Below are 16740 nucleotides of genomic sequence, written 5' to 3' on the forward strand. Positions count from 1 at the left end.
AGCGGCCGGGACGAGGCTCCCTCGGCCCGTTTCGATCAGGCGGCCTTGGTCATGCCGAGATCGACATTGCCGCGGATCTCGACCTCGATCTCGAGGACCGACATCGGCGCCCCGCGCTCCAGGCGAACCTTCACGCTGTCGCGCTCGCAGGGAACGCGCTTGGCGACGGCCGCCAGGATGTCCTCGCGCAGGCTGGACAGGAGATCCTCGCCGCCGAGCACCTGGCGCTCGTGGGAGAGCAGGATCTGCAGCCGCTCACGCGCCTGCGGCGCGCTGTTGTTGGTGAAAAGCCGCTTCCATAGCGTCATGCCGCCCTCCGCAGGAACTTGCTGAACAGGCCGAGCTTCTGCTTCGGCACATCCATGGCGATCTCCTCGCCCTTGAGGCGGCGGGCCGCGTCGTTATAGGCGCGGGCCGGGGCGCTGTCGGGGTCGTGGATCGAGACCGGCACGCCGTAGTTCGAGGCCTTCAGCACGTCCGGGCTCTCCGGCACGATGCCGAGCAGCGGCAGGGAGAGGATCTCCAGCACGTCCTCGGTCTTCAGCATGTCGCCGCGGGCGGCCCGGGCGGCATCGTAGCGGGTGAGCAGCAGGCGCTTGTCGACCGTCTCGCCGCGCTCCGCCTTCAGCGTCTTGGAGTCGAGGATGCCGACGATGCGGTCGCTGTCGCGGACGGAGGACACTTCCGGGTTGGTGACGACGACGGCGATGTCGGCGTGGCGCATGGCGAGGGTCGCCCCGCGCTCGATGCCGGCCGGGCTGTCGCAGATCACCCAGTCGAAATGGCGCGACAGGTCTTCGATGACCTTGTCGACGCCTTCTTCCGTCAGCGCGTCCTTGTCGCGGGTCTGGGAGGCCGGCAGCAGGAACAGCGATTCCAGCCGCTTGTCCTTGATCAGCGCCTGCGGCAGCCGGGCATCGCCCTGGATGACGTTGACGAAATCATACACCACCCGCCGCTCGGCCCCCATGATGAGGTCGAGATTGCGCAGACCGACGTCGAAATCGACGACGACGACCTTGTCGCCGGTGCGCGCCAGGGCGGCACCGAGCGCGGCGGTCGTCGTGGTCTTGCCGACGCCGCCCTTGCCCGATGTGACAGTAATGATCTTTGCCATGCCTCGCTCCTAAAGTGCGGCAAGCCGCAACGCCTCGTCCTCGGTCCACACTCGTACCGCCCGGCCGCGGAGGCTGGCGTCGATGTCTTCGGCCGTCCGGTAGATCCCGTCGACGGCAATCAGTTCAGCTTCCATCTTCGTGCAGAAGATGCGCGCCTTGGCGCCGAAGGTGGCGCCGGCGATCGCCCGGCCGGCCAGGGCGCCATAGACGTGGATCGAGCCGCCGGCGATGATCTCCGCGCCGGCGCCGACCGATCCCACGATGGTCACGTCGCCTTCGAGGCAGACGATGGACTGGCCGGACCGGACACGCTGCTCGACGACGAGGTTCACCGGCTCTGCCGGCTCGGCCGTCTTGCGCGGCGGCTCGGGTACGGCGACGGGTTCGTCGGAAATGTTCAGGGTGGCGTCGCGCCCGCCGCGCAGCAGCGGCGGCATGGAGGCGTCGACCATGCTGGGGCGTATGCCCTCGAGCCCGATCAGGCGCACGCCGCGGGTCGCGAGTTCGCCGATCCAGCGCTCGACCTCGGCCTTGCTGGCCGCGGTGCCGACCATGTCGAGCACCACCGTCCGGCCGGTGAAGAAGCCGGGCGAACGCTCCAGCCAGACGTCGAAATCGGCCAGCCATTGCTGCAGCGGCACGTCGGCGACGAGGGTCATCGCCATGAACGAGCGGCCACGGAAGCGGATGGATGGGCCGGAGCGGCTGACAGCGTTCACCGTGCGAATCTCCTCTGGTCAGGAGAGATTCGGTTAATCTTGGTTAATGGACGGTTAACGTCTCCGGCGGCGGCCGCTGGGCTGTGGATCGTTGGCATTGCTCGACTTGCGCAAAACCGGGCTGTCGAACGAAAAAAGAACGTGAGACGGCATGAGACCGTCTCACGTCTCACATGAGACGATTATGTTCCCGTCCCGTTTTCATCGGCCATCTGCTCGATCTGAGCCGCCGCATTGTTGGCTGCCGCGACGCGCTCCGCGACCAGGCCAATGTGAATTGCGATCATCTCTCGCCAGCGGCTGGGGTCGCGGTGTTCGGTTTCCAGCAGGTAGGCGCTGCATTCGAGAATGAGCTTGGCTTCTCCAAGCTCGCGCTGCAGCTTGATGATGTAATCCTCCATCGGGTATCCCTCTTCTGTGTCCAGTTGAGTGGAAAGCCGACCACAACCGAATTCCCGGTGGGCGTGCGATCGCCGCGCGCTCGCCGGTATTGAGGTGTATGGTTAACGTAGGGTTGTGGCATTGGTTGCATACCAATGAGGGGTAGAAGTTGGGCGCGTGGCTTGAGTTCCTCCGGCGCTTCGATCTTGCCGACATGGGAGGGTGGTGTGTGGAGATTGGTCGCTGGCATTATGCTCGGATTGGTGATCGCCGGGGTATGGTCGCGCTGGGCTCCTGCTGATGATCCTTTGGCGGGATGGAGTTGCCGCGAAAACTGCCGGCCTCATCTCGCGGGCTTCTACTGGGCGGAGCAGCGCGAAACAGTTGATCCCAACGAGTGCCTAGCGGATCTATCGCCGCCGTTTCGCATGGGGTGCCTGCAGTACGTTAGTCAGGCCTCGCTGGGCGTGACTTCTCGCGCCAGGCGCTTCCATGGTCAGCAGTGCACCGCCGATTGTGCCGGTCACAAGGCCGGATATGCATGGGCTGCCGAAACGCGGACGACGAACTGTCGAGGCGAGGCTGGCACGAATTCCCAATCCTTCATCGAAGGTTGCGAGGCGTATGCCAAGGAAGCCCTGGGCGCTTATCCCTAGAGCCCGCCCTTTGCCTCGAGCCACGCGGCCGCCTTGTCGACCGCGGTCGCGGCCATCTCCGGGTGCCGGCCGAGGTAGTGCTGCAGGATCTGCGTCGCGCTCGTCTGGCTGTGACCCGTCAATGACATGATCTCGGGGATGGTGGCGCCGGCCAGGCCGAGCCAGGTGACGGCGGTGTCGCGCAGATCCTGGTCGCGGAAATCTTCCAGCGACGGGCAGGGCGCAACCTTCCACGCCTCACCATCTTGGATGCCGGCGACAGCCGCGGCGCGGACCTCGCGAAAGGCATCGCGGTAGAGCTTGGAGCCGGCGTTGCCGGCGAAGGGGCGCCCGCGCTGCTCGTCAATGATGAGCTCGGGATGCTGGATGGTGCTGGCGGCGCGGCGCTGGCGGGCGCCCTTGAGGCGTTCGACCAGTTGCGGGGAGGCCGGCACCAGGACGACGGCGCCAGTCTTCTTCTGGAGGAAACGCAATCGCCCGTCGAGATCGCGGCCGTCGATCAGCAGCAGGCGATCGCTCTGCCGCTGGCCGGTGAGAAGGCCCATGACGATGGCGTCGCCGATCTCCGGCAGGCCGAGCGCGTCGGCGGCGGCGATGAGGGTGCGCATCTCCTCGACAGACCCGACTCGAAGGCGGGCGGAGGGCTTCTCGATACCCAGCTTCGACATGGGGGAGGGGCCGACCTTGCCCTTGGCGGCGCCCCACGTCCACGCCGCCGAGAGGGCGGCCATGGCGCCCCACGACATGGCGACGCCGCGGTCTTCGCAGAGGCGTTCATAAATGCCGCGGGCGGCGCGGGCGGTGAGCTCTGTCGTCGGCGCGGCCCATATGCGGCCTTCGTCGAAAATCTCTACGACCCGGGTCATGTGCCGATAGAAAACCTTCGTCGAGGCGGCCAGCGGCTTGATCCGGCGTTTGCCCTTGATGATCTCCTCGGATCCCCATTTCGGGTTCTTGGTCGGATCCTGCCATTCCTGCATCAGCTGGCCGATGGTGTAGACGTCCGGCCGCCTGAGCGGCGGGATCCGCCGGCGCGCACCGCGGGCGGCGGCGACGTCCTTCCGGCGCTCCGTCACCTCGGCGCTGCGTCGCTCCGACCAGGCCGCGGCCTCCTCGAGGCTGTACCAGCTGCCGTCCGGCCGCTTGAGATCCTCGCCCTTGAAGCCAAGGGCGCGGTGGGCGGGCGTGGCGACATAGCGGGGCTTGCCGTCACGCCAGACGACGAAGGGGATGTTGACGACGATCTTTGCCACCGGAACCTCGCGAGGGGCGGACACGCGATGCTGCGATGATGGGCGATAGGCGCGGGCGGTGGCAAGGTGGGTCATTGGACAACTCCCGATAGCATCAGCACCAGGGCGGCGACGAGGCCGAAGCCGAGGCAGGCGAAGAGGCGGCGGAATTCGCCATAGATCTCCTGCCAGAGAGTGGGGCGAGGCGCGGGAAACCCGCGTCTCTCTTCGATGGAGAGCGGTTCAGCCACGGCGCCGCCCTTTCTCGAGGTTTGCCAGAAACTCGCACCCGGCGGTGGTGGCGATGACGTGAAGCGACGGGTTGTTGCGCTCCGTCAGCAGGCCATCGATGACCAGGCGGTGGATCGTCTGGTGGTTGAAGGTGGCCGTGCCCTGGCCTTTCCACTGGCCGGTCGGCTTGCGGAAGATCTTCTTCCGCTTGGCGGCCATCAGCGCTTCCTTCTGGGTCGCGCTGTAATCGTCGGGGCGCCGCGGCATGTCAGCGGCCCTCCGCCTTGAGAGTGACGGTGAGGTTCGCCAGCATGCGGCCCTGTTCGGCGAGGAGCTCCCGCGCGGGGCGCGGAAGGCCGAGCCAAAGCTTCGCGAGCTCGCCGAAGTGGTGATCGGCGGCGATCGTGGCGATGACGTCGGCGGTGGTGGCCGCGCGCGTGCCGATGACATCCTGGAAAAACCATTCCACCGGCTTGTCGGTGGCGGCCGCCCAGCGGATGAGCTTCTCCGGGCCCATGCGGTTTTTGCCCTTCTCACATTTCTGCACCTGCTGGAAGGTGACGCCGAGAAGGGCAGCCATCTGCTGCTGGGAGATGCCGGCGAAAAGGCGGGCGGCGCGGGCGCGCTCGCCGATCCGGCGGTTGATGTCGTCGTCGGCCATCAGCAGCTGGGGGAGCTTGACGTGCGCGTTCATGCCGCCATCCTCCGCTTGTCGAGCTCGCGGTAAGCTGCTGCGACCCAGTTCTTCAGGAGGCCAGCGGCACCATGGGTGCAACTGGTGCGCAAGCCGCCCATTGAGAGCGACATGGCGCCCAGCGGCTTGCCCATTTTCGCGCGGCCCTCCCGGACGAGCTCGTCCAGGACGTCGGCGGCGGCGATATGATAGGCGCGCATGCTCTGGTGGTTGCCGGGCTCGATTGCCGGCAGCGCGCCCAGCTTTTGCTTCACCATGATGACGAGATCGAGCAGTTCGTTGTCGGTGACGCGCTTGCTCATGCCGCGCTCCCATAGTGCTGTTCGAGCGTGGGAACGATCGAGGCCGCGGTGACGGCCTGGCCGGCCGGCGGATTGGTCACGCCGTCGATCCAGGCGATGACGGCCGCGCGCGACCAGAGGCCATTGAACCCGGGCAGCTTGGGCGGGAAGCCATATTCGGCAACCAGCCGCGGGAGCTTGCTGGTGAGGTGATCGGGCGTGACGTTCAGCCAGAGCGCGAGCTCTTCACGGCCGATCGTCGGCGGGGATAAAGCCGGAATTCCCATGACATTGACCCTCAGCGCAGTGATTTGCGCCGAGAGATTGAGCCATTTCGGCTCATGTGGTGTCAAGAATTAATGAGCCAATTTGGCTCATATTATCTGTAGCTGTCGGCCAAGGCCTTGACGGTGCGGGTGATATGGGCGCGCGCGGAAGCGTCCAGACCGGCGACTAGGCCGTCCAGTGACGGGGTTTTCGGGTCCCGGAAGAGGTCTCCCGGCGAAATCTCAAGGAGGTCGGCCATGCGAGCAATCATCGGCGGGCCCGGCTCTCGCTCGCCTCTTTCGTATTTTCCGAGGCTCGTATGGTGCATTCCGAGCTGCTCGGCCAATTGCTCTTGGGTGAGCTTCTTCGCAATGCGCCATTCACGCAGGAAGAAGATCTTGGCGGGGAGAGCAGGGGCGGCAGTTGTGGCGGACATGGGCGGATCGTAGGTGACGGGCCGCCGATAATCCGCAGCGGAAATGGCTGGATCCTCGCTTGACAATAATGAGCCAAATCGGCTCATTCTGTCGCATGGACGCAAATCACTCTGCATCGCATCCCCTTCGGAAGTGGCGCCTGGCGCGGGACCTGACGCTTGAGCAGGCCGGTGCGCCTATCGGCGTCACCGGCCAAACGTTCGGAAAGTACGAGCTCGGCAAGCGAGTGCCGCGCCCAGCAAAGCTGGCTGCGATCATCGCGATGACGGGCGGCGCTGTGACGGCTTCGGATTTCCTTCCGGCCATCGCCCCGGTGTCAGCCGAACCCCTGCGAGCCGCCGAATGATTGCGCCCGTTCCATCCCTCCCCCGCAACGAGGTGCTCATGTCCGCCTGCTCCCGCGTTGTCTCCCTGTCGAATATTCGTGCGTCGCTGTCCGCGTCGGCGGTCGCCCGCCCTCGCGCGAACCGCGCCGCAGAGATTTCCGTCGATCTCCCGCGCCTGGCGCAGTTCCTCCGTGCCCGGCATCCGCAGGACACTGCCAAGCGCGTGGCGTCCGACGCCGGCATCCCCGCGCGCACGGTCGCCAACTGGCTGATCGAGGGCGCGGCGCCGACCTTCCAGCACACCATGCGGCTGGTGTCGGCCTATGGGCCGGCGCTGATCCTCGCCTGCGTCTCGCCCTGCCCGGGCTGGGCGGAGGTCGCGGCGCGGGAGGAGCGCAAACAGGCGATCGCCGCCGAGATGGCGCGGCTCAAGGGCGAGCTCGCCCGCATGGATGGGGCGGCGTGATGGGCTCGTTCGAACCCCTTGCCCTGCTGCTCGCTGCCCTGGGCGTGGCCTTCCTGCTGCTCGCCGCGGTCGTGAATGAGCTCGCTCGCCGCCAGCGTCATCGCGATCGCGGTTTCCGTGTCCGCCGGGTGCCCTGGGGAGGATTGCCGCATGCGCGCCATTGAGACCGAACCCTATGTCAAGGCTTTCTGGGCGGAGTTCGCCGGCGCCGATCGCCCGCTCGGCGCGGCGCCCATGCTGCAGTGGGTGCCGATCGAGCATCTGCGCGTGGACCCGTCCTATCAGCGCGACATCACCGCCGAAGGGCGGCGCTCGCTGTTTGCGATCGCCCGCAATTTCGATTGGGCGAAGTTCGCTCCGCTCGTCGTCGCGCCGATCGAGGGCGGTCTCTATGCCGTGATCGACGGCCAGCACCGCGCCACGGCGGCGGCGCTGCGAAAGGTCGAGAGCGTGCCCTGTGAGGTGGTGATCGCCGACCAGGCCAAGCAGGCCGCCGCCTTCGCCGCCATCAACGGCCAGGTGACGAAGCTGTCTTCCGTGGCGATCTACCACGCCCGCGTGGCGGCCGGCGATCCCGAAGCGAAGATCTGCGACGAGGTGTGCCGATGCGCCGAGGTGAAGGTGCTGCGCTATCCGGTCCAAGCGACGCTGATGAAGCGCGGGGAGACGATCGCGCCGAACGTCATCCTGGCGGCGATTGCCCGCCACGGCCGCGATACCGTCACCACGGCGCTGGCGAGCGTGACCCAGACCTCCGAGGGCAACCCGGGCATGCTCGGCAAGCCGGTCATCGAGGCGCTCTGCACCGTGCTCGGCGCGGCCAAGGAATGGCGCGAAGCGGGCGGAGCGCTGCTCGACGCCTTCGACGATTTCGATTTCAAGCACGAGCTTACCGAGGCGCGCGTCGAACACCATAGGGGGGGGCAACCCCTGAACGGTGTGCTCTCCGCGCGCATCACCGCCTATCTGCAGAAGCGGCTGCCGCTGGCCGCCGCCACGGCGGCGGAGTGATCGGCCATGGCTGACACCTCGTCCGAAGTGCAGTTCCAGGTCATCGGCGAGCTCGACGGCATGCAGGCCGATCGGGCGGCGCCACGCTACCTGCTGATGTCGCAGGACGGACTGTCGGGCGCGCTGGCGCGCCGCGAGGGTGATCGCTTCATCCCGATCGCCGGCCCCTTCTCTTTCGATGCCATTCGCCGCTGTGCCGAGAACGTCCTCTCCGGCAACCAGCGGGCCGTCACCTGGCCGCAGGCCCAGATCGCCATGGCGATCGGCTGCGGCGTGTTCTTCACCCTGTACGGCCGCGAGCTCACCGCCGCCGATACCGCTGCGGAGCCGAACTCATGAGCGAGATCCCGAACGATCAACCCCTGTCCGATGCCGCGGCCGGCTTCGCCAAGGAACAGCTGAAATCCTTCATCGAACGCATCGAGCGGCTCGAGGGGGAGAAGAAGACCATCTCTGAGGACATCAAGGACGTGTTCGCCGAGGCCAAGGGCACCGGCTTCGACGTCAAGGCGCTGCGCGAGATCCTCCGCATTCGCAAACAGGATGGCGACCAGCGGGCCGAGCATGAGGCGATCGTCGACCTGTATCTGCAGGCGCTCGGCATGGTGGGGGCATGACGATGGGAGAGGCCAAGCGCAAGAAGCTCTCCCGCGACGCCCAGCCGGAGGAGATCCTCTCCGGCGGGCACGGTCCGGTGCAGAGCGACGTCGTCGCCGTGATGGGCGCGGCGATCGACACCCTGGCGGAGGTGCTGCCCGGCTACGGCATCACGCTGTTCATTAGCGAGCCCGACAGCAAGGCTGAAGGCGAAGGCCGGATGCCGCGCTTCAACTACATGTCGAACTGCGACCGCGCCGACATGGTGAACATGCTGAACGCCTTCGTGCGCAAGAACGGCGACATGCTCGCCGTCGACGCGGCGATGGCGAGGATGCCGGAGGGCTCGGCATGAGCGCGTCCTCCCGCTGCCCGCACAATGACGTGGACTTCAACCTGAACCTTGCTTCGTTCGGGGATACCAACCTGCGCTATCTCGAGATGACCGGCCGCTGCAAGCTGTGCGGCGCCGGCATTCGCTTTCGCGGGCCGGTCGGCATGGGACCAGATTGCGCCGGCATTGCCCTCGACGGATCAGAGGTGCGCATCCCGCTGCTGTTCGGCGATGAAGAGCTCGAGGGCAGGCCGATCGGCTACTCGGTCAGTGTGGGAGGGGCGGCATGACCCCGCGTCTCACCCCCGAGCAGCTTGAGGAACGCCGTGCGCACGGTGCGCGCGCAACCGAGCGGGCGAAGGCGATCGTGAAGCCGGGCGACGTGCTTCAATTCACGCGCTGCGGCGGTGTGCGGTCCCGCGCGACCTTCATCGGCTGGGAGGGGCAATGGATGTGCTCCACCAGCCTGAGCGACATCCATGCCCTGCACGTCTTCAAGCTCAATGGCGACTGGGTGTCGTTCGCCGATGAAGGCAACCCGGATCCTGCGGTGGGCGATGTGCGGCTCGACGCCAAGGTCATGGCATTCCATCCGTTCTTCCCCGACGAGACGGACACCACGCTGCTAGCGGACCGGATGGTGTTCGCGCGCGCACCGCATCGCTGCGCCATTTGTCTCGGCGACGTCCTTCGCGGTGAGCGGCATCGCGCCCGTACCGAACGGATCAATGAAGGTGCGGGCCGGGTCATGACCTTCCGCTTCTGCCGCCTGTGCTGCGAGGCCATGGCCGCCAGCTGGACGGATGAAGGCAAGGCGATCACCGAGCGGACGGCGATCGGCATTGCTGCGTCGCGGGCGGAGGTATCCACATGAGCAAGGCATCTATGGAAGCTCATAACCGGATTGCGACGAGGATTGTCCGCGAGCTCGTGCGCGATCTGGTCGAGGCCGGAGCCGACGATGCGGCAGTGATGCTCGCGCTTGAAAGTGTCGTGGTCGGTGTAAGCCGGGCGGTCGAGAAGATCTTCGGCGTGAGCCGTGTCGTGATGGCCGAGTACCTCGAGGTCATCACCGAGCGTGCGCTCGAGCGGCTGGCAGAGCAGGGGGAGGGGCGCTGACATGGTGCTCGAGCATCCCGACGCAGCCGATCTTCGACGGCAGCTCAAGGCAAATTCGGAAGAGTTCATGCGCCTGTCGATCGCCGACAAGGCGGATCCCGACGTGCTGGCCCGCTTCCTGGCGCGTGAGGAGCGCCTCGTGGAGCGCTTCCGGGCGCTCGGTCTGCAGCCCAGCTTCCCGAGGGAGGACTCGCAATGAGCTACGAAGCATGGGGCGAGCCCGACGATAGCCCATTCGAGGCGGCGATCGAGGCCGGCTGGATCGACCCGACCGACCTTTCCAAGGCGATGATCGACGTGATGAACGAACGCGATCGGCAGTGGAATGAAGAGGGCTGGACGCCGGAGCATGATGACCAGCACGCCGACGGGGAGCTTGCTCTCGCGGCCGGCAGCTACTGCGAAGGCGCCGCCCGGCCGACGCTACTGCGCCGTGTCGCCGGCGCCGCGTTCACCGTGCCGCGCCTCTGGCCTCGCGGCTGGTCGCTCGATTGGTGGAAGCCAAAGGATCCGCGCCGCGACTTGGTACGGGCTGCTGCCCTCATCATCGCCGAGATCGAGCGCATCGACCGCGCCGCCGCCAGGGCGGAGGTGTAGATGGCCTCCCTCCCTCCCTGCACCTTCCTCGAGCCATCCGAGGGGCCCGCCGTCGTCGATCGCGACGGCCCGCAGTCCGTCGACGTCGTGGCCCTGTGCACCTGGCCGGACATGTACCCGGAACGCTTCGCCGGCGCGCCCCTGTGGCTGTTGCGCCTGGCGGCGGCCGGCGTCGCGGTCGAGCCTGAACGAAACTGTGTCGGATGCCCGGCCTATCGGGCGGCGGAGGGCGGGCATGATTGATTTTGGTGGGCCGACCTATATGGGCCTGCGTATCGTCCAAAGCCGCCTGCTCGAGCGCACGATCGAGGATTGGTCGCGCGTGCGCTCTCCGTCCCGCGCGGCGCGTCGCCGGCGCCGGGGGCACCGCCAGAACATCGATGTCACCGTCACGCCGGATCCGGCGATCTACCGGGTCGGCGACACGATGGTCATGCATCCCGCCACCTATCTTGAGCTGCGTCGGCGGCTCGATGCTCAGAAAGCCGGGGTGTTCGCATGACCCGCGCCGCCGCCCTCCTTAAAAGTGCATGCACTTTGTCAACCGTCTCGACGCAAATGCGTCGGCGGCCCCGGCCCGACGAAAAAAAATTTGCGGCCTTCCGCGCGCTCGATGCCCGGCGCACCGCCGCCGGCGTCAGCCTCGAGCAGCTTGTCGGTGCCGCCGGCGTCGGTCTGCGCGGCTACATATATGCCCGACGTGGCATCAAGGCGCCGCGCCTCTCGACCATGCGCCTCCTCGAGGCGGCGCTCGAGCGGCTCATCGACCAGGCCGACGCGGAGCGCAAGCTCGCCCTCTCGCTGCTGTCGCTGTGGCAGGCCACGGTCAGCCTGGTGTCGATCGACATGGGCCTCTCGCCCTCCCGGGTGCTGGCGGCGGATCCGCACGCCAACCTCAAGGGCGATGATTTCTGGCTGCAGGCGGCCGAGGCGCGGCACACGGCGATCTATCTCCTGGTGACGCAGCACAACGTCACCATGACCGACGCCGGCGCCGTCGCCGGCATCAGCAAACAGGCGGTAAGCAAGGCCATGCGTCGCGTCGAGGATCGGCGGGACAATCCCGTCCGCGATCGCGAGCTTACGTTGCTCGCCTCCGGTCTCGGGGGGTGAGCATGGCCGATGATCGCCAGTTCATCGAAGATGTGCGTGCCGCCTCGAGGGCGGGCATGCTCGACCTGGTCAAGCACCTGCTGCCGGATCCCAAGGGCTATTTCGCGGGCAATTACTACCATTGCCGCAACCCGGGCCGGCTCGACAAGAGCGTGGGCTCGTTCTTCGTGCTGGTGAAGGGCGCCCGCGCCGGCTTCTGGCGCGACAGCGCGACGGGCGAGCAGGGGGATATCTTCCACCTGGTCCAGCTGGCCTTGAAGCTGAGCCCCGGCGAGGCGATCCGCTGGCTGGCGGATCGTACCGGCGTGCGCGAGCTCCGCGGTCCCGCCCTGCTGGCGCGGCGGGTCGAGTGGCGCGAGGAAGCGGCGCGCACCTCGCACGAGGACGAGCGCGAGCTCGACGAGCAGCGCCGGCGCGCCAAGGCTCTCTGGCTGGCCGGCAAGCCGATCGCGCCGCCGGTGTTCGGCGCGGCGCCTTCGCCGGCGTGGCGCTATCTGACCGAGGCGCGGGCGATCGATTTCCAGCGGATCGGCGGCGTGCCGTCGCAATTGCGCTGGCTCCCGGCACACAAGCACGTCGAGAGCGGGCAGGAGTTCCCCTGCATCGTCGCCGGCATCGTGGATCGGGCCGGCGACATCATCGGCACGCATCGCACCTGGCTGCAGCCGGACGGATCCGACAAGGCGCCGGTGAAGCCGCCGCGGAAGATCTGGCCGCGCGGCATCGCCGGCGGCCTGGTGTGGCTCTCGCGCGGCGGCTCGAAGCACGGCTTCGTCGATGCCGGCCGGCGTGGCGAGCAGACGATCGTGATCCTGGGCGAGGGCATCGAGGACGGCCTCACCGCCGCCATGGGCGAGCCGACGGCGCGGGTGGCGGCGTTTCTGAGCCTCTATTACTTGCCGTACCTCTCCGATCTCGATTGCGCAGCCGGCTACGTGGTGCTCCGCGACAATGATTGGGAGAAGCCGCAGGCCGCCCTGGCGTTCGACGAGGGGTTCGATCGGATCCGCTCCTTCGGCAAGCCCTGCGAGTGGGTCGCGTCCCCGCACGGCAAGGATTTCAACGATTTGGCGCAGGCGGCGGCCGCCGGCGCGCTCTGACAGGGGGAAGTCATGTATCGTGGCGAATTGATCGAGGATTTCGTGCAGGCGGCGCTGGCCGGCGGCCATGGCTCGGCGACGGCGGTGATGATGACGCTCGGCCGGGAGGAGATCTCGGCCGAGGGGAGCGACGACAGCGGCGCCTATCCGCAGCTGTGGTTCCTGCCCGGTGATATCGTCGCAGCGGCAGCCAGCGAGATGATCCTCGGCGAGACCGATGACATGCTCGAGCGCATCACCCGGCTCGCCGTCACCTATCGCCCGCCGAGCGGCGAGGTGCTGTTCCGCCTCTCGGCCGAGCGCAAGGTGTTCGCCGCGCTCGGCAGCGATTGGGATGGGCTGTCGATCGGCCGTCGCAAGGCGTGGGAGGTGTTCGGCCTGGTGAGCAACAAGGTCTATGACACGCTCGAGGACGGCGCGGCCGAGGGGGCGACGGTGACGCCGCCGGCGCGGATCCCGGCGGTGGCCGAGAGCATCTTCGACGTGGACCGTGAGCCCGCCCAGGACCCGGTGCGGGTGGCGGCGCTGCAGCTGGACGCGGCCGACAAGGCGAAGAAGAAGGGCAAGGGCAAAAAGGGCAAGGCGGCGGAGGCGCCCGCCGCCGCGCCGGCGGTGATGTCGGCCGCCATGCCGGCGAAGGTGGATCTGCCGCCCGAACCCGTCGAGGGTGAGGCCGACGCCGCCAGCACCGACGACGCCAACGCCTGAGCATCCACGCCATGGCAGAGCGGAAGTCGAGCGCCGGCGTTGTCGCCGGCGTGGTGGGCGGTGTTGTCGATCGCGTGCGGGCTCGTGTCGAGCGCCGCCAGGCGATCCCCGACCCGCCCATCGGTGCGGATCGGGACGGCATTCCGCCGGGCCAGTGGCGCGCGCGCGGGCTCGAGGATGATCTCGGCCTGCCGCCGGGCTGCCCGGTGCATCCGCTCGGCGTCGACGGACAGACCTTCCATTTCATCGACGATATCGGCCAGCTGTTCTCCGTCCCCGAGGGGCGGCAGTTCGGCCAGGACGTCATCCAGCGGCTGTTCGGCTCGCGGCCGAACTATCTCTACTGGGCGTGGCCGAAGATCTCGCCGCCGAAAAAGGAGGGCGAGAGTTTCAGCGTCACCAGCTGGCGCGCCGAGCTCGTGCGTCAGGATCTCTTTCAGGCCTGCAAGCTCAAGGGGCCGTGGAATTCCGTCGAGCGGATCCGCGGCCGCGGCGCATGGACCACGAAGGATGGCCGCCTGGTGCTGCACTGTGGCGATGCCCTGTATATGGGGGTCGAGCGGATCGACACCGGCGAGCATGGCGAATTCTTCTATCCCCGCCGGCCGTCGATCGCGCATCCCTTCGCGCGACCGGTTGATGACGACGCCTCTCCCGGCCTCAAGCTCGTCGAGATCCTGCGCACCTGGTCGTGGGAGCGGCCGGACGTCGATCCGCTGCTCGTCGTCGGCTGGATCGTCGTGGCGATGATCGGCGGCGCCCTCGAATGGCGGCCGAGCATCTTCCTGGTCGGCGACGCTGGCACCGGCAAATCCCACCTGCAGCGGCTGATCAAGGCCGTCCTGGGCGGCATGCTCGTCCAGGCGACGGACACCACGCCGGCCGGCATCTATCAGCGGATTGGCACCGATGCCTTGCCCGTCGCGGTCGACGAGCTCGAGGCGGGTGCCGACAACAAGCGCGTCATCGGCGTGGTGAACCTCGCCCGCCTCTCGGCGTCCGGCGGGCTGATGCTGCGCGGCGGCCAGGACAATACCGGCACCGAATTTCAGGCGCGCTCGCCCTTCCTGTTCTCCGCGATCGTCGCGCCGCCGCTGCCGCCGCAGGATCTTTCCCGGCTCGGCGTGCTGACGCTCAAGCGGCTGGATCCCGAGAAGATCGCCTCGCCGCCGGTGCTCGAGGCGGCCGACACTATCGGCCCGCGGATCCTGCGGCGCCTGGTCGACCGCTGGGACCAGTGGCCGCAACTCCTCCATGCCTACAAGGCGGCGCTGTTCAAGGGGAAGCACGACACGCGAGGGCAGGATACCTACGGCACGCTCCTCGCTGCCGCGCATCTGCTGCTCGGCGACGACGCCATGGCCGAGGCCGGGGTGAACGCGATCGAGAAGTGGGCGGATCTGCTCGGCGTCGATGCCCTGCCGGATCACGTCCAGCGCGAGGACAACTGGCGCAAATGCATCATGCACATCCTCACCTCGAGAGTGCCGGCCTGGCGCCACGGCGCGCGCCAGACGATCGGGCAGCTAGTCGAGGACGTGCTCGAGACGAGCCGTCTCAAGATGGACGGCGGTGTGAACATGGAGGAGGCGGTGCGCCTGATGGCGCAGGCCGGCCTCGGCTTGCACCGGGATCCCGACTTGTCCCACGGCCTGATCCTCTCGGTGCCGAACAATTCGCCGCTGCTGGCCGAGCTCTTCGACGGCTCGGTGTGGGCCGGCGCCGCCGGCGTCGGCGGCTGGGCGGGCTCGCTGCGGCAGGGGCCGCCCGAAATCGTCGTGACCGACAAGAAGAAGAACAATCGGAAGATCGGCGGCGTGCAACAGCGCTGCACGCTGGTCAAGCTGGATGATTTTTTCAAGTTGATGGAGGGATGATGAAACCCGATCCTCTCGCGACAGCCTACGTCATCAAGATCGGTTCTCGGTACTTCTGTCGCTTCGGCAAGGGACGTCGTGTGATGACGGCGTGGAGCCTCGCCGGCGCGACGACGTTTCTTCCCCGATCCGAGTACGTCGAGAAGATCCTGCAGAAGCTGGTGGCGGCCGGAAAGGCCCCGGAGCTCCGATTGGTGACGATTGTGCCTGTGCAGATGCAGGGCCGCGAAGCGCGTGAGCCTGACGTCCCTGAGCTCACCGTCTGCTTAGGCGGTGAGCGCCATCCTGGCGCGCACTGAGCGCTTTGCCTCCTGCATAGATCAGCGGCCGCCAGGCCGCGCCGATTAGCGCGCCCGCGGCGCGCTCTCTTGCATCAACTTGCCGGCCGACCAGGCCGGCTCCGCTTGATCATCCCCATCCCGCACCCGATCGGCCGCGCATGAACCCGCACCCGTCCGTCCCTCCTGCTCCTGCCATGCACCCCGGCCCCATGCGGTTGACGTTACTCCTTGCGGCTCAGGATCGGGGAAACTTGGCGGTGGGTTCGGCCGGCGTCGGGTGCGGGGGAAACACCAGACGGCAGGTGTTTCCGAGGTGTTTCCGAAAGTGTTTAGGCGCAAGGCGCTGATCTATCAGGACAATCCGACCAAATAGCCATGGCTAAACACCGTAAACACCGGATCGGCCTCACGTATATGCGCTCGCACGCGCGCGCGCATAAAGAGAGATAGAGGTGTTTACGGTGTTTAGGGTGTTTACGGGATTGTAAGTGTCGAGAATTGCAGGGGAATTTCGGAAACACTTTCGGAAACACCCTGCCCGGCGGTGTTTAGGGCGCGGGTGGCGGAAGTGAATATTTCGAGGGGGTTTTGAGCGGGATGGCGGACGGCACCGACGACGAAAAAATTCCCGGCGCCGGGCAGGCCGCTTTGCCGGGCATCGAGCCGCTGCGGCTTCGGACGCCCGGGCGACCGGCCGGCGCCGAGGGGCGGTCAAAGCGCCAGCTGCGGGAATACCTCGCTGGCCTCGGCTACCGCGATCCGGCCGTCGTCCTGGCGGAGACGATGTCGATGGCGGATGGCGACCTGCAAGCCCTGTTAAGCCAGCGGGTTCGCGAGCCGGATGGCTCGGTGCGGACCGAGCGGATTACCCTGGCGGAGGCGCGCGCGATCCGGCTGCGGGCGGCGGCGGAGCTCATGCCCTTCCTGCACGGCAAGATGCCGAACGTCGAGGTGCAGCCCGATGAGCAGCTGCCGGTGCTGATCATCGAGGCCGGCCGCAACCAGCTGGATATCGACCGCGGGCGCATCGATGGCGGGCGCCGCGACGGTGCGCTCTCGGCCGGCCTGCCGCTCTTGGAAAATCAAGGGGTTAGCGTGGGCGAGGCGGAAGCGTCTCATGACGCGACCGTCTCACGACCCGGTGAAAGTGAGGCGGATCAAGGCTTCGCGGGGGATGAGGACGATGATTGAAAAT

At 67.3% G+C, this 16740-nt stretch carries 31 protein-coding genes; 20 read left to right on the plus strand and 11 right to left on the minus strand.

Translation table 11 applies throughout. The annotated features are described in order from the left end of the window. Positions 1-35: 35 nt before the first annotated feature. From minE to KHC19_RS21415, 11 genes are all read right to left on the minus strand, one after another. Positions 36-308 (minus strand): cell division topological specificity factor MinE, encoded by a 273-nt coding sequence (minE, locus tag KHC19_RS21365; RefSeq protein WP_213355411.1) that lies wholly within the window; start codon positions 306-308, stop codon positions 36-38. After that, complete coding sequence (gene minD / locus KHC19_RS21370) at positions 305-1117, minus strand: septum site-determining protein MinD (protein WP_213355412.1); 813 nt, start codon at positions 1115-1117, stop codon at positions 305-307. The genes minE and minD overlap by 4 nt, the downstream gene beginning before the upstream one ends. 9 nt (positions 1118-1126) lie before the next feature. Beyond that, positions 1127-1837, minus strand: a complete 711-nt coding sequence (gene minC, locus KHC19_RS21375) for a septum site-determining protein MinC (protein WP_213355413.1) — start codon at positions 1835-1837, stop codon at positions 1127-1129. 182 nt (positions 1838-2019) lie between these two features. Further along, entirely contained in the window at positions 2020-2238 is a 219-nt protein-coding gene (locus KHC19_RS21380; RefSeq protein ID WP_213355414.1) for a hypothetical protein, read from the minus strand. 632 nt (positions 2239-2870) lie between these two features. Then, positions 2871-4202: a tyrosine-type recombinase/integrase gene (locus KHC19_RS21385; protein WP_213355415.1), complete on the minus strand. Its 1332-nt coding sequence runs from the start codon at positions 4200-4202 to the stop codon at positions 2871-2873. Beyond that, positions 4199-4357: a hypothetical protein gene (locus KHC19_RS21390; RefSeq protein WP_213355416.1), complete on the minus strand. Its 159-nt coding sequence runs from the start codon at positions 4355-4357 to the stop codon at positions 4199-4201. Before KHC19_RS21390 ends, KHC19_RS21385 begins: the two co-directional genes overlap by 4 nt. Further along, on the minus strand, positions 4350-4604 hold the full coding sequence (locus KHC19_RS21395) for a hypothetical protein (RefSeq protein WP_213355417.1): 255 nt from the start codon (positions 4602-4604) through the stop codon (positions 4350-4352). Before KHC19_RS21395 ends, KHC19_RS21390 begins: the two co-directional genes overlap by 8 nt. A 1-nt stretch (position 4605) precedes the next feature. Then, entirely contained in the window at positions 4606-5031 is a 426-nt protein-coding gene (locus KHC19_RS21400) for a helix-turn-helix domain-containing protein (RefSeq protein ID WP_213355418.1), read from the minus strand. Next, positions 5028-5333, minus strand: coding sequence for a hypothetical protein (locus KHC19_RS21405; RefSeq protein WP_213355420.1), 306 nt, complete (start codon positions 5331-5333; stop codon positions 5028-5030). Before KHC19_RS21405 ends, KHC19_RS21400 begins: the two co-directional genes overlap by 4 nt. Next, positions 5330-5665, minus strand: a complete 336-nt coding sequence (locus KHC19_RS21410) for a hypothetical protein (RefSeq protein WP_213355422.1) — start codon at positions 5663-5665, stop codon at positions 5330-5332. Before KHC19_RS21410 ends, KHC19_RS21405 begins: the two co-directional genes overlap by 4 nt. A 26-nt stretch (positions 5666-5691) precedes the next feature. Next, entirely contained in the window at positions 5692-6015 is a 324-nt protein-coding gene (locus KHC19_RS21415; RefSeq protein ID WP_213355423.1) for a helix-turn-helix domain-containing protein, read from the minus strand. 68 nt (positions 6016-6083) lie between these two features. Between KHC19_RS21415 and KHC19_RS21420 the strand changes: the two genes are divergently transcribed. The 20 genes from KHC19_RS21420 (at position 6084) to KHC19_RS21515 (ending at position 16736) form a co-directional block, all read left to right on the plus strand. Then, a complete protein-coding gene (locus KHC19_RS21420; protein ID WP_213355424.1) occupies positions 6084-6362 on the plus strand; it encodes a helix-turn-helix domain-containing protein in 279 nt (92 codons plus the stop codon). Between the two features lie 203 nt (positions 6363-6565). Next, positions 6566-6808: a hypothetical protein gene (locus KHC19_RS21425; RefSeq protein ID WP_213355425.1), complete on the plus strand. Its 243-nt coding sequence runs from the start codon at positions 6566-6568 to the stop codon at positions 6806-6808. Then, on the plus strand, positions 6808-6972 hold the full coding sequence (locus tag KHC19_RS21430; protein ID WP_213355426.1) for a hypothetical protein: 165 nt from the start codon (positions 6808-6810) through the stop codon (positions 6970-6972). Before KHC19_RS21425 ends, KHC19_RS21430 begins: the two co-directional genes overlap by 1 nt. Then, positions 6959-7819: a ParB N-terminal domain-containing protein gene (locus KHC19_RS21435; protein WP_213355427.1), complete on the plus strand. Its 861-nt coding sequence runs from the start codon at positions 6959-6961 to the stop codon at positions 7817-7819. The genes KHC19_RS21430 and KHC19_RS21435 overlap by 14 nt, the downstream gene beginning before the upstream one ends. Before the next feature lie 6 nt (positions 7820-7825). Further along, positions 7826-8158: a hypothetical protein gene (locus KHC19_RS21440; protein ID WP_213355428.1), complete on the plus strand. Its 333-nt coding sequence runs from the start codon at positions 7826-7828 to the stop codon at positions 8156-8158. After that, complete coding sequence (locus KHC19_RS21445; RefSeq protein WP_213355430.1) at positions 8155-8436, plus strand: DUF2312 domain-containing protein; 282 nt, start codon at positions 8155-8157, stop codon at positions 8434-8436. The genes KHC19_RS21440 and KHC19_RS21445 overlap by 4 nt, the downstream gene beginning before the upstream one ends. Further along, the gene (locus KHC19_RS21450; RefSeq protein ID WP_213355432.1) at positions 8433-8771 is read left to right on the plus strand and encodes a hypothetical protein; all 339 of its coding nucleotides are present in this window, start codon (positions 8433-8435) and stop codon (positions 8769-8771) included. Before KHC19_RS21445 ends, KHC19_RS21450 begins: the two co-directional genes overlap by 4 nt. Beyond that, positions 8768-9040, plus strand: coding sequence for a hypothetical protein (locus KHC19_RS21455; protein WP_213355433.1), 273 nt, complete (start codon positions 8768-8770; stop codon positions 9038-9040). The genes KHC19_RS21450 and KHC19_RS21455 overlap by 4 nt, the downstream gene beginning before the upstream one ends. Beyond that, positions 9037-9624 (plus strand): hypothetical protein, encoded by a 588-nt coding sequence (locus tag KHC19_RS21460; RefSeq protein ID WP_213355434.1) that lies wholly within the window; start codon positions 9037-9039, stop codon positions 9622-9624. Before KHC19_RS21455 ends, KHC19_RS21460 begins: the two co-directional genes overlap by 4 nt. Continuing rightward, positions 9621-9869 (plus strand): hypothetical protein, encoded by a 249-nt coding sequence (locus KHC19_RS21465; protein ID WP_213355435.1) that lies wholly within the window; start codon positions 9621-9623, stop codon positions 9867-9869. The genes KHC19_RS21460 and KHC19_RS21465 overlap by 4 nt, the downstream gene beginning before the upstream one ends. Before the next feature lies 1 nt (position 9870). After that, positions 9871-10068 (plus strand): hypothetical protein, encoded by a 198-nt coding sequence (locus KHC19_RS21470; protein WP_213355436.1) that lies wholly within the window; start codon positions 9871-9873, stop codon positions 10066-10068. Beyond that, positions 10065-10466, plus strand: a complete 402-nt coding sequence (locus KHC19_RS21475) for a hypothetical protein (protein WP_246549333.1) — start codon at positions 10065-10067, stop codon at positions 10464-10466. Before KHC19_RS21470 ends, KHC19_RS21475 begins: the two co-directional genes overlap by 4 nt. Further along, entirely contained in the window at positions 10467-10709 is a 243-nt protein-coding gene (locus KHC19_RS21480) for a hypothetical protein (protein ID WP_213355437.1), read from the plus strand. Further along, positions 10702-10968, plus strand: coding sequence for a hypothetical protein (locus KHC19_RS21485; protein WP_213355438.1), 267 nt, complete (start codon positions 10702-10704; stop codon positions 10966-10968). The genes KHC19_RS21480 and KHC19_RS21485 overlap by 8 nt, the downstream gene beginning before the upstream one ends. Then, on the plus strand, positions 10965-11579 hold the full coding sequence (locus KHC19_RS21490) for a hypothetical protein (protein ID WP_213355440.1): 615 nt from the start codon (positions 10965-10967) through the stop codon (positions 11577-11579). Before KHC19_RS21485 ends, KHC19_RS21490 begins: the two co-directional genes overlap by 4 nt. 2 nt (positions 11580-11581) lie before the next feature. Then, the gene (locus tag KHC19_RS21495; RefSeq protein WP_213355441.1) at positions 11582-12679 is read left to right on the plus strand and encodes a DUF7146 domain-containing protein; all 1098 of its coding nucleotides are present in this window, start codon (positions 11582-11584) and stop codon (positions 12677-12679) included. 12 nt (positions 12680-12691) lie between these two features. Next, on the plus strand, positions 12692-13387 hold the full coding sequence (locus tag KHC19_RS21500; RefSeq protein ID WP_213355442.1) for a hypothetical protein: 696 nt from the start codon (positions 12692-12694) through the stop codon (positions 13385-13387). Positions 13388-13398: 11 nt separating this feature from the next. Further along, positions 13399-15264, plus strand: a complete 1866-nt coding sequence (locus tag KHC19_RS21505) for a hypothetical protein (RefSeq protein ID WP_213355443.1) — start codon at positions 13399-13401, stop codon at positions 15262-15264. Beyond that, complete coding sequence (locus KHC19_RS21510) at positions 15261-15563, plus strand: hypothetical protein (RefSeq protein WP_213355444.1); 303 nt, start codon at positions 15261-15263, stop codon at positions 15561-15563. Before KHC19_RS21505 ends, KHC19_RS21510 begins: the two co-directional genes overlap by 4 nt. A 579-nt stretch (positions 15564-16142) precedes the next feature. Further along, positions 16143-16736, plus strand: a complete 594-nt coding sequence (locus KHC19_RS21515) for a hypothetical protein (RefSeq protein WP_213355445.1) — start codon at positions 16143-16145, stop codon at positions 16734-16736. Positions 16737-16740 lie beyond the last annotated feature (4 nt).

The sequence above is a fragment of the Ancylobacter oerskovii genome, from assembly GCF_018390555.1.
GTDB classification, from domain to species: domain Bacteria; phylum Pseudomonadota; class Alphaproteobacteria; order Rhizobiales; family Xanthobacteraceae; genus Ancylobacter; species Ancylobacter oerskovii.

What these genes read in the sequence shown, in the direction of transcription:
- KHC19_RS21440 (WP_213355428.1), top strand. Translation starts at nt 7,826, where the DNA reads ATGGCTGACACCTCGTCCGAAGTGCAGTTCCAGGTCATCGGCGAGCTC.
- KHC19_RS21505 (WP_213355443.1), top strand. Translation starts at nt 13,399, where the DNA reads ATGGCAGAGCGGAAGTCGAGCGCCGGCGTTGTCGCCGGCGTGGTGGGC.
- KHC19_RS21510 (WP_213355444.1), top strand. Translation starts at nt 15,261, where the DNA reads ATGATGAAACCCGATCCTCTCGCGACAGCCTACGTCATCAAGATCGGT.
- KHC19_RS21400 (WP_213355418.1), bottom strand. Translation starts at nt 5,031, where the DNA reads ATGAACGCGCACGTCAAGCTCCCCCAGCTGCTGATGGCCGACGACGAC.
- KHC19_RS21395 (WP_213355417.1), bottom strand. Translation starts at nt 4,604, where the DNA reads ATGCCGCGGCGCCCCGACGATTACAGCGCGACCCAGAAGGAAGCGCTG.
- KHC19_RS21475 (WP_246549333.1), top strand. Translation starts at nt 10,065, where the DNA reads ATGAGCTACGAAGCATGGGGCGAGCCCGACGATAGCCCATTCGAGGCG.
- KHC19_RS21415 (WP_213355423.1), bottom strand. Translation starts at nt 6,015, where the DNA reads ATGTCCGCCACAACTGCCGCCCCTGCTCTCCCCGCCAAGATCTTCTTC.
- KHC19_RS21460 (WP_213355434.1), top strand. Translation starts at nt 9,037, where the DNA reads ATGACCCCGCGTCTCACCCCCGAGCAGCTTGAGGAACGCCGTGCGCAC.
- KHC19_RS21420 (WP_213355424.1), top strand. Translation starts at nt 6,084, where the DNA reads ATGAGCCAAATCGGCTCATTCTGTCGCATGGACGCAAATCACTCTGCA.
- KHC19_RS21385 (WP_213355415.1), bottom strand. Translation starts at nt 4,202, where the DNA reads ATGACCCACCTTGCCACCGCCCGCGCCTATCGCCCATCATCGCAGCAT.
- KHC19_RS21495 (WP_213355441.1), top strand. Translation starts at nt 11,582, where the DNA reads ATGGCCGATGATCGCCAGTTCATCGAAGATGTGCGTGCCGCCTCGAGG.
- KHC19_RS21470 (WP_213355436.1), top strand. Translation starts at nt 9,871, where the DNA reads ATGGTGCTCGAGCATCCCGACGCAGCCGATCTTCGACGGCAGCTCAAG.
- minE (WP_213355411.1), bottom strand. Translation starts at nt 308, where the DNA reads ATGACGCTATGGAAGCGGCTTTTCACCAACAACAGCGCGCCGCAGGCG.
- KHC19_RS21485 (WP_213355438.1), top strand. Translation starts at nt 10,702, where the DNA reads ATGATTGATTTTGGTGGGCCGACCTATATGGGCCTGCGTATCGTCCAA.
- KHC19_RS21380 (WP_213355414.1), bottom strand. Translation starts at nt 2,238, where the DNA reads ATGGAGGATTACATCATCAAGCTGCAGCGCGAGCTTGGAGAAGCCAAG.
- KHC19_RS21450 (WP_213355432.1), top strand. Translation starts at nt 8,433, where the DNA reads ATGACGATGGGAGAGGCCAAGCGCAAGAAGCTCTCCCGCGACGCCCAG.
- KHC19_RS21480 (WP_213355437.1), top strand. Translation starts at nt 10,467, where the DNA reads ATGGCCTCCCTCCCTCCCTGCACCTTCCTCGAGCCATCCGAGGGGCCC.
- KHC19_RS21455 (WP_213355433.1), top strand. Translation starts at nt 8,768, where the DNA reads ATGAGCGCGTCCTCCCGCTGCCCGCACAATGACGTGGACTTCAACCTG.
- KHC19_RS21405 (WP_213355420.1), bottom strand. Translation starts at nt 5,333, where the DNA reads ATGAGCAAGCGCGTCACCGACAACGAACTGCTCGATCTCGTCATCATG.
- KHC19_RS21515 (WP_213355445.1), top strand. Translation starts at nt 16,143, where the DNA reads ATGGCGGACGGCACCGACGACGAAAAAATTCCCGGCGCCGGGCAGGCC.
- KHC19_RS21465 (WP_213355435.1), top strand. Translation starts at nt 9,621, where the DNA reads ATGAGCAAGGCATCTATGGAAGCTCATAACCGGATTGCGACGAGGATT.
- KHC19_RS21435 (WP_213355427.1), top strand. Translation starts at nt 6,959, where the DNA reads ATGCGCGCCATTGAGACCGAACCCTATGTCAAGGCTTTCTGGGCGGAG.
- KHC19_RS21445 (WP_213355430.1), top strand. Translation starts at nt 8,155, where the DNA reads ATGAGCGAGATCCCGAACGATCAACCCCTGTCCGATGCCGCGGCCGGC.
- KHC19_RS21430 (WP_213355426.1), top strand. Translation starts at nt 6,808, where the DNA reads ATGGGCTCGTTCGAACCCCTTGCCCTGCTGCTCGCTGCCCTGGGCGTG.
- KHC19_RS21490 (WP_213355440.1), top strand. Translation starts at nt 10,965, where the DNA reads ATGACCCGCGCCGCCGCCCTCCTTAAAAGTGCATGCACTTTGTCAACC.
- KHC19_RS21500 (WP_213355442.1), top strand. Translation starts at nt 12,692, where the DNA reads ATGTATCGTGGCGAATTGATCGAGGATTTCGTGCAGGCGGCGCTGGCC.
- minD (WP_213355412.1), bottom strand. Translation starts at nt 1,117, where the DNA reads ATGGCAAAGATCATTACTGTCACATCGGGCAAGGGCGGCGTCGGCAAG.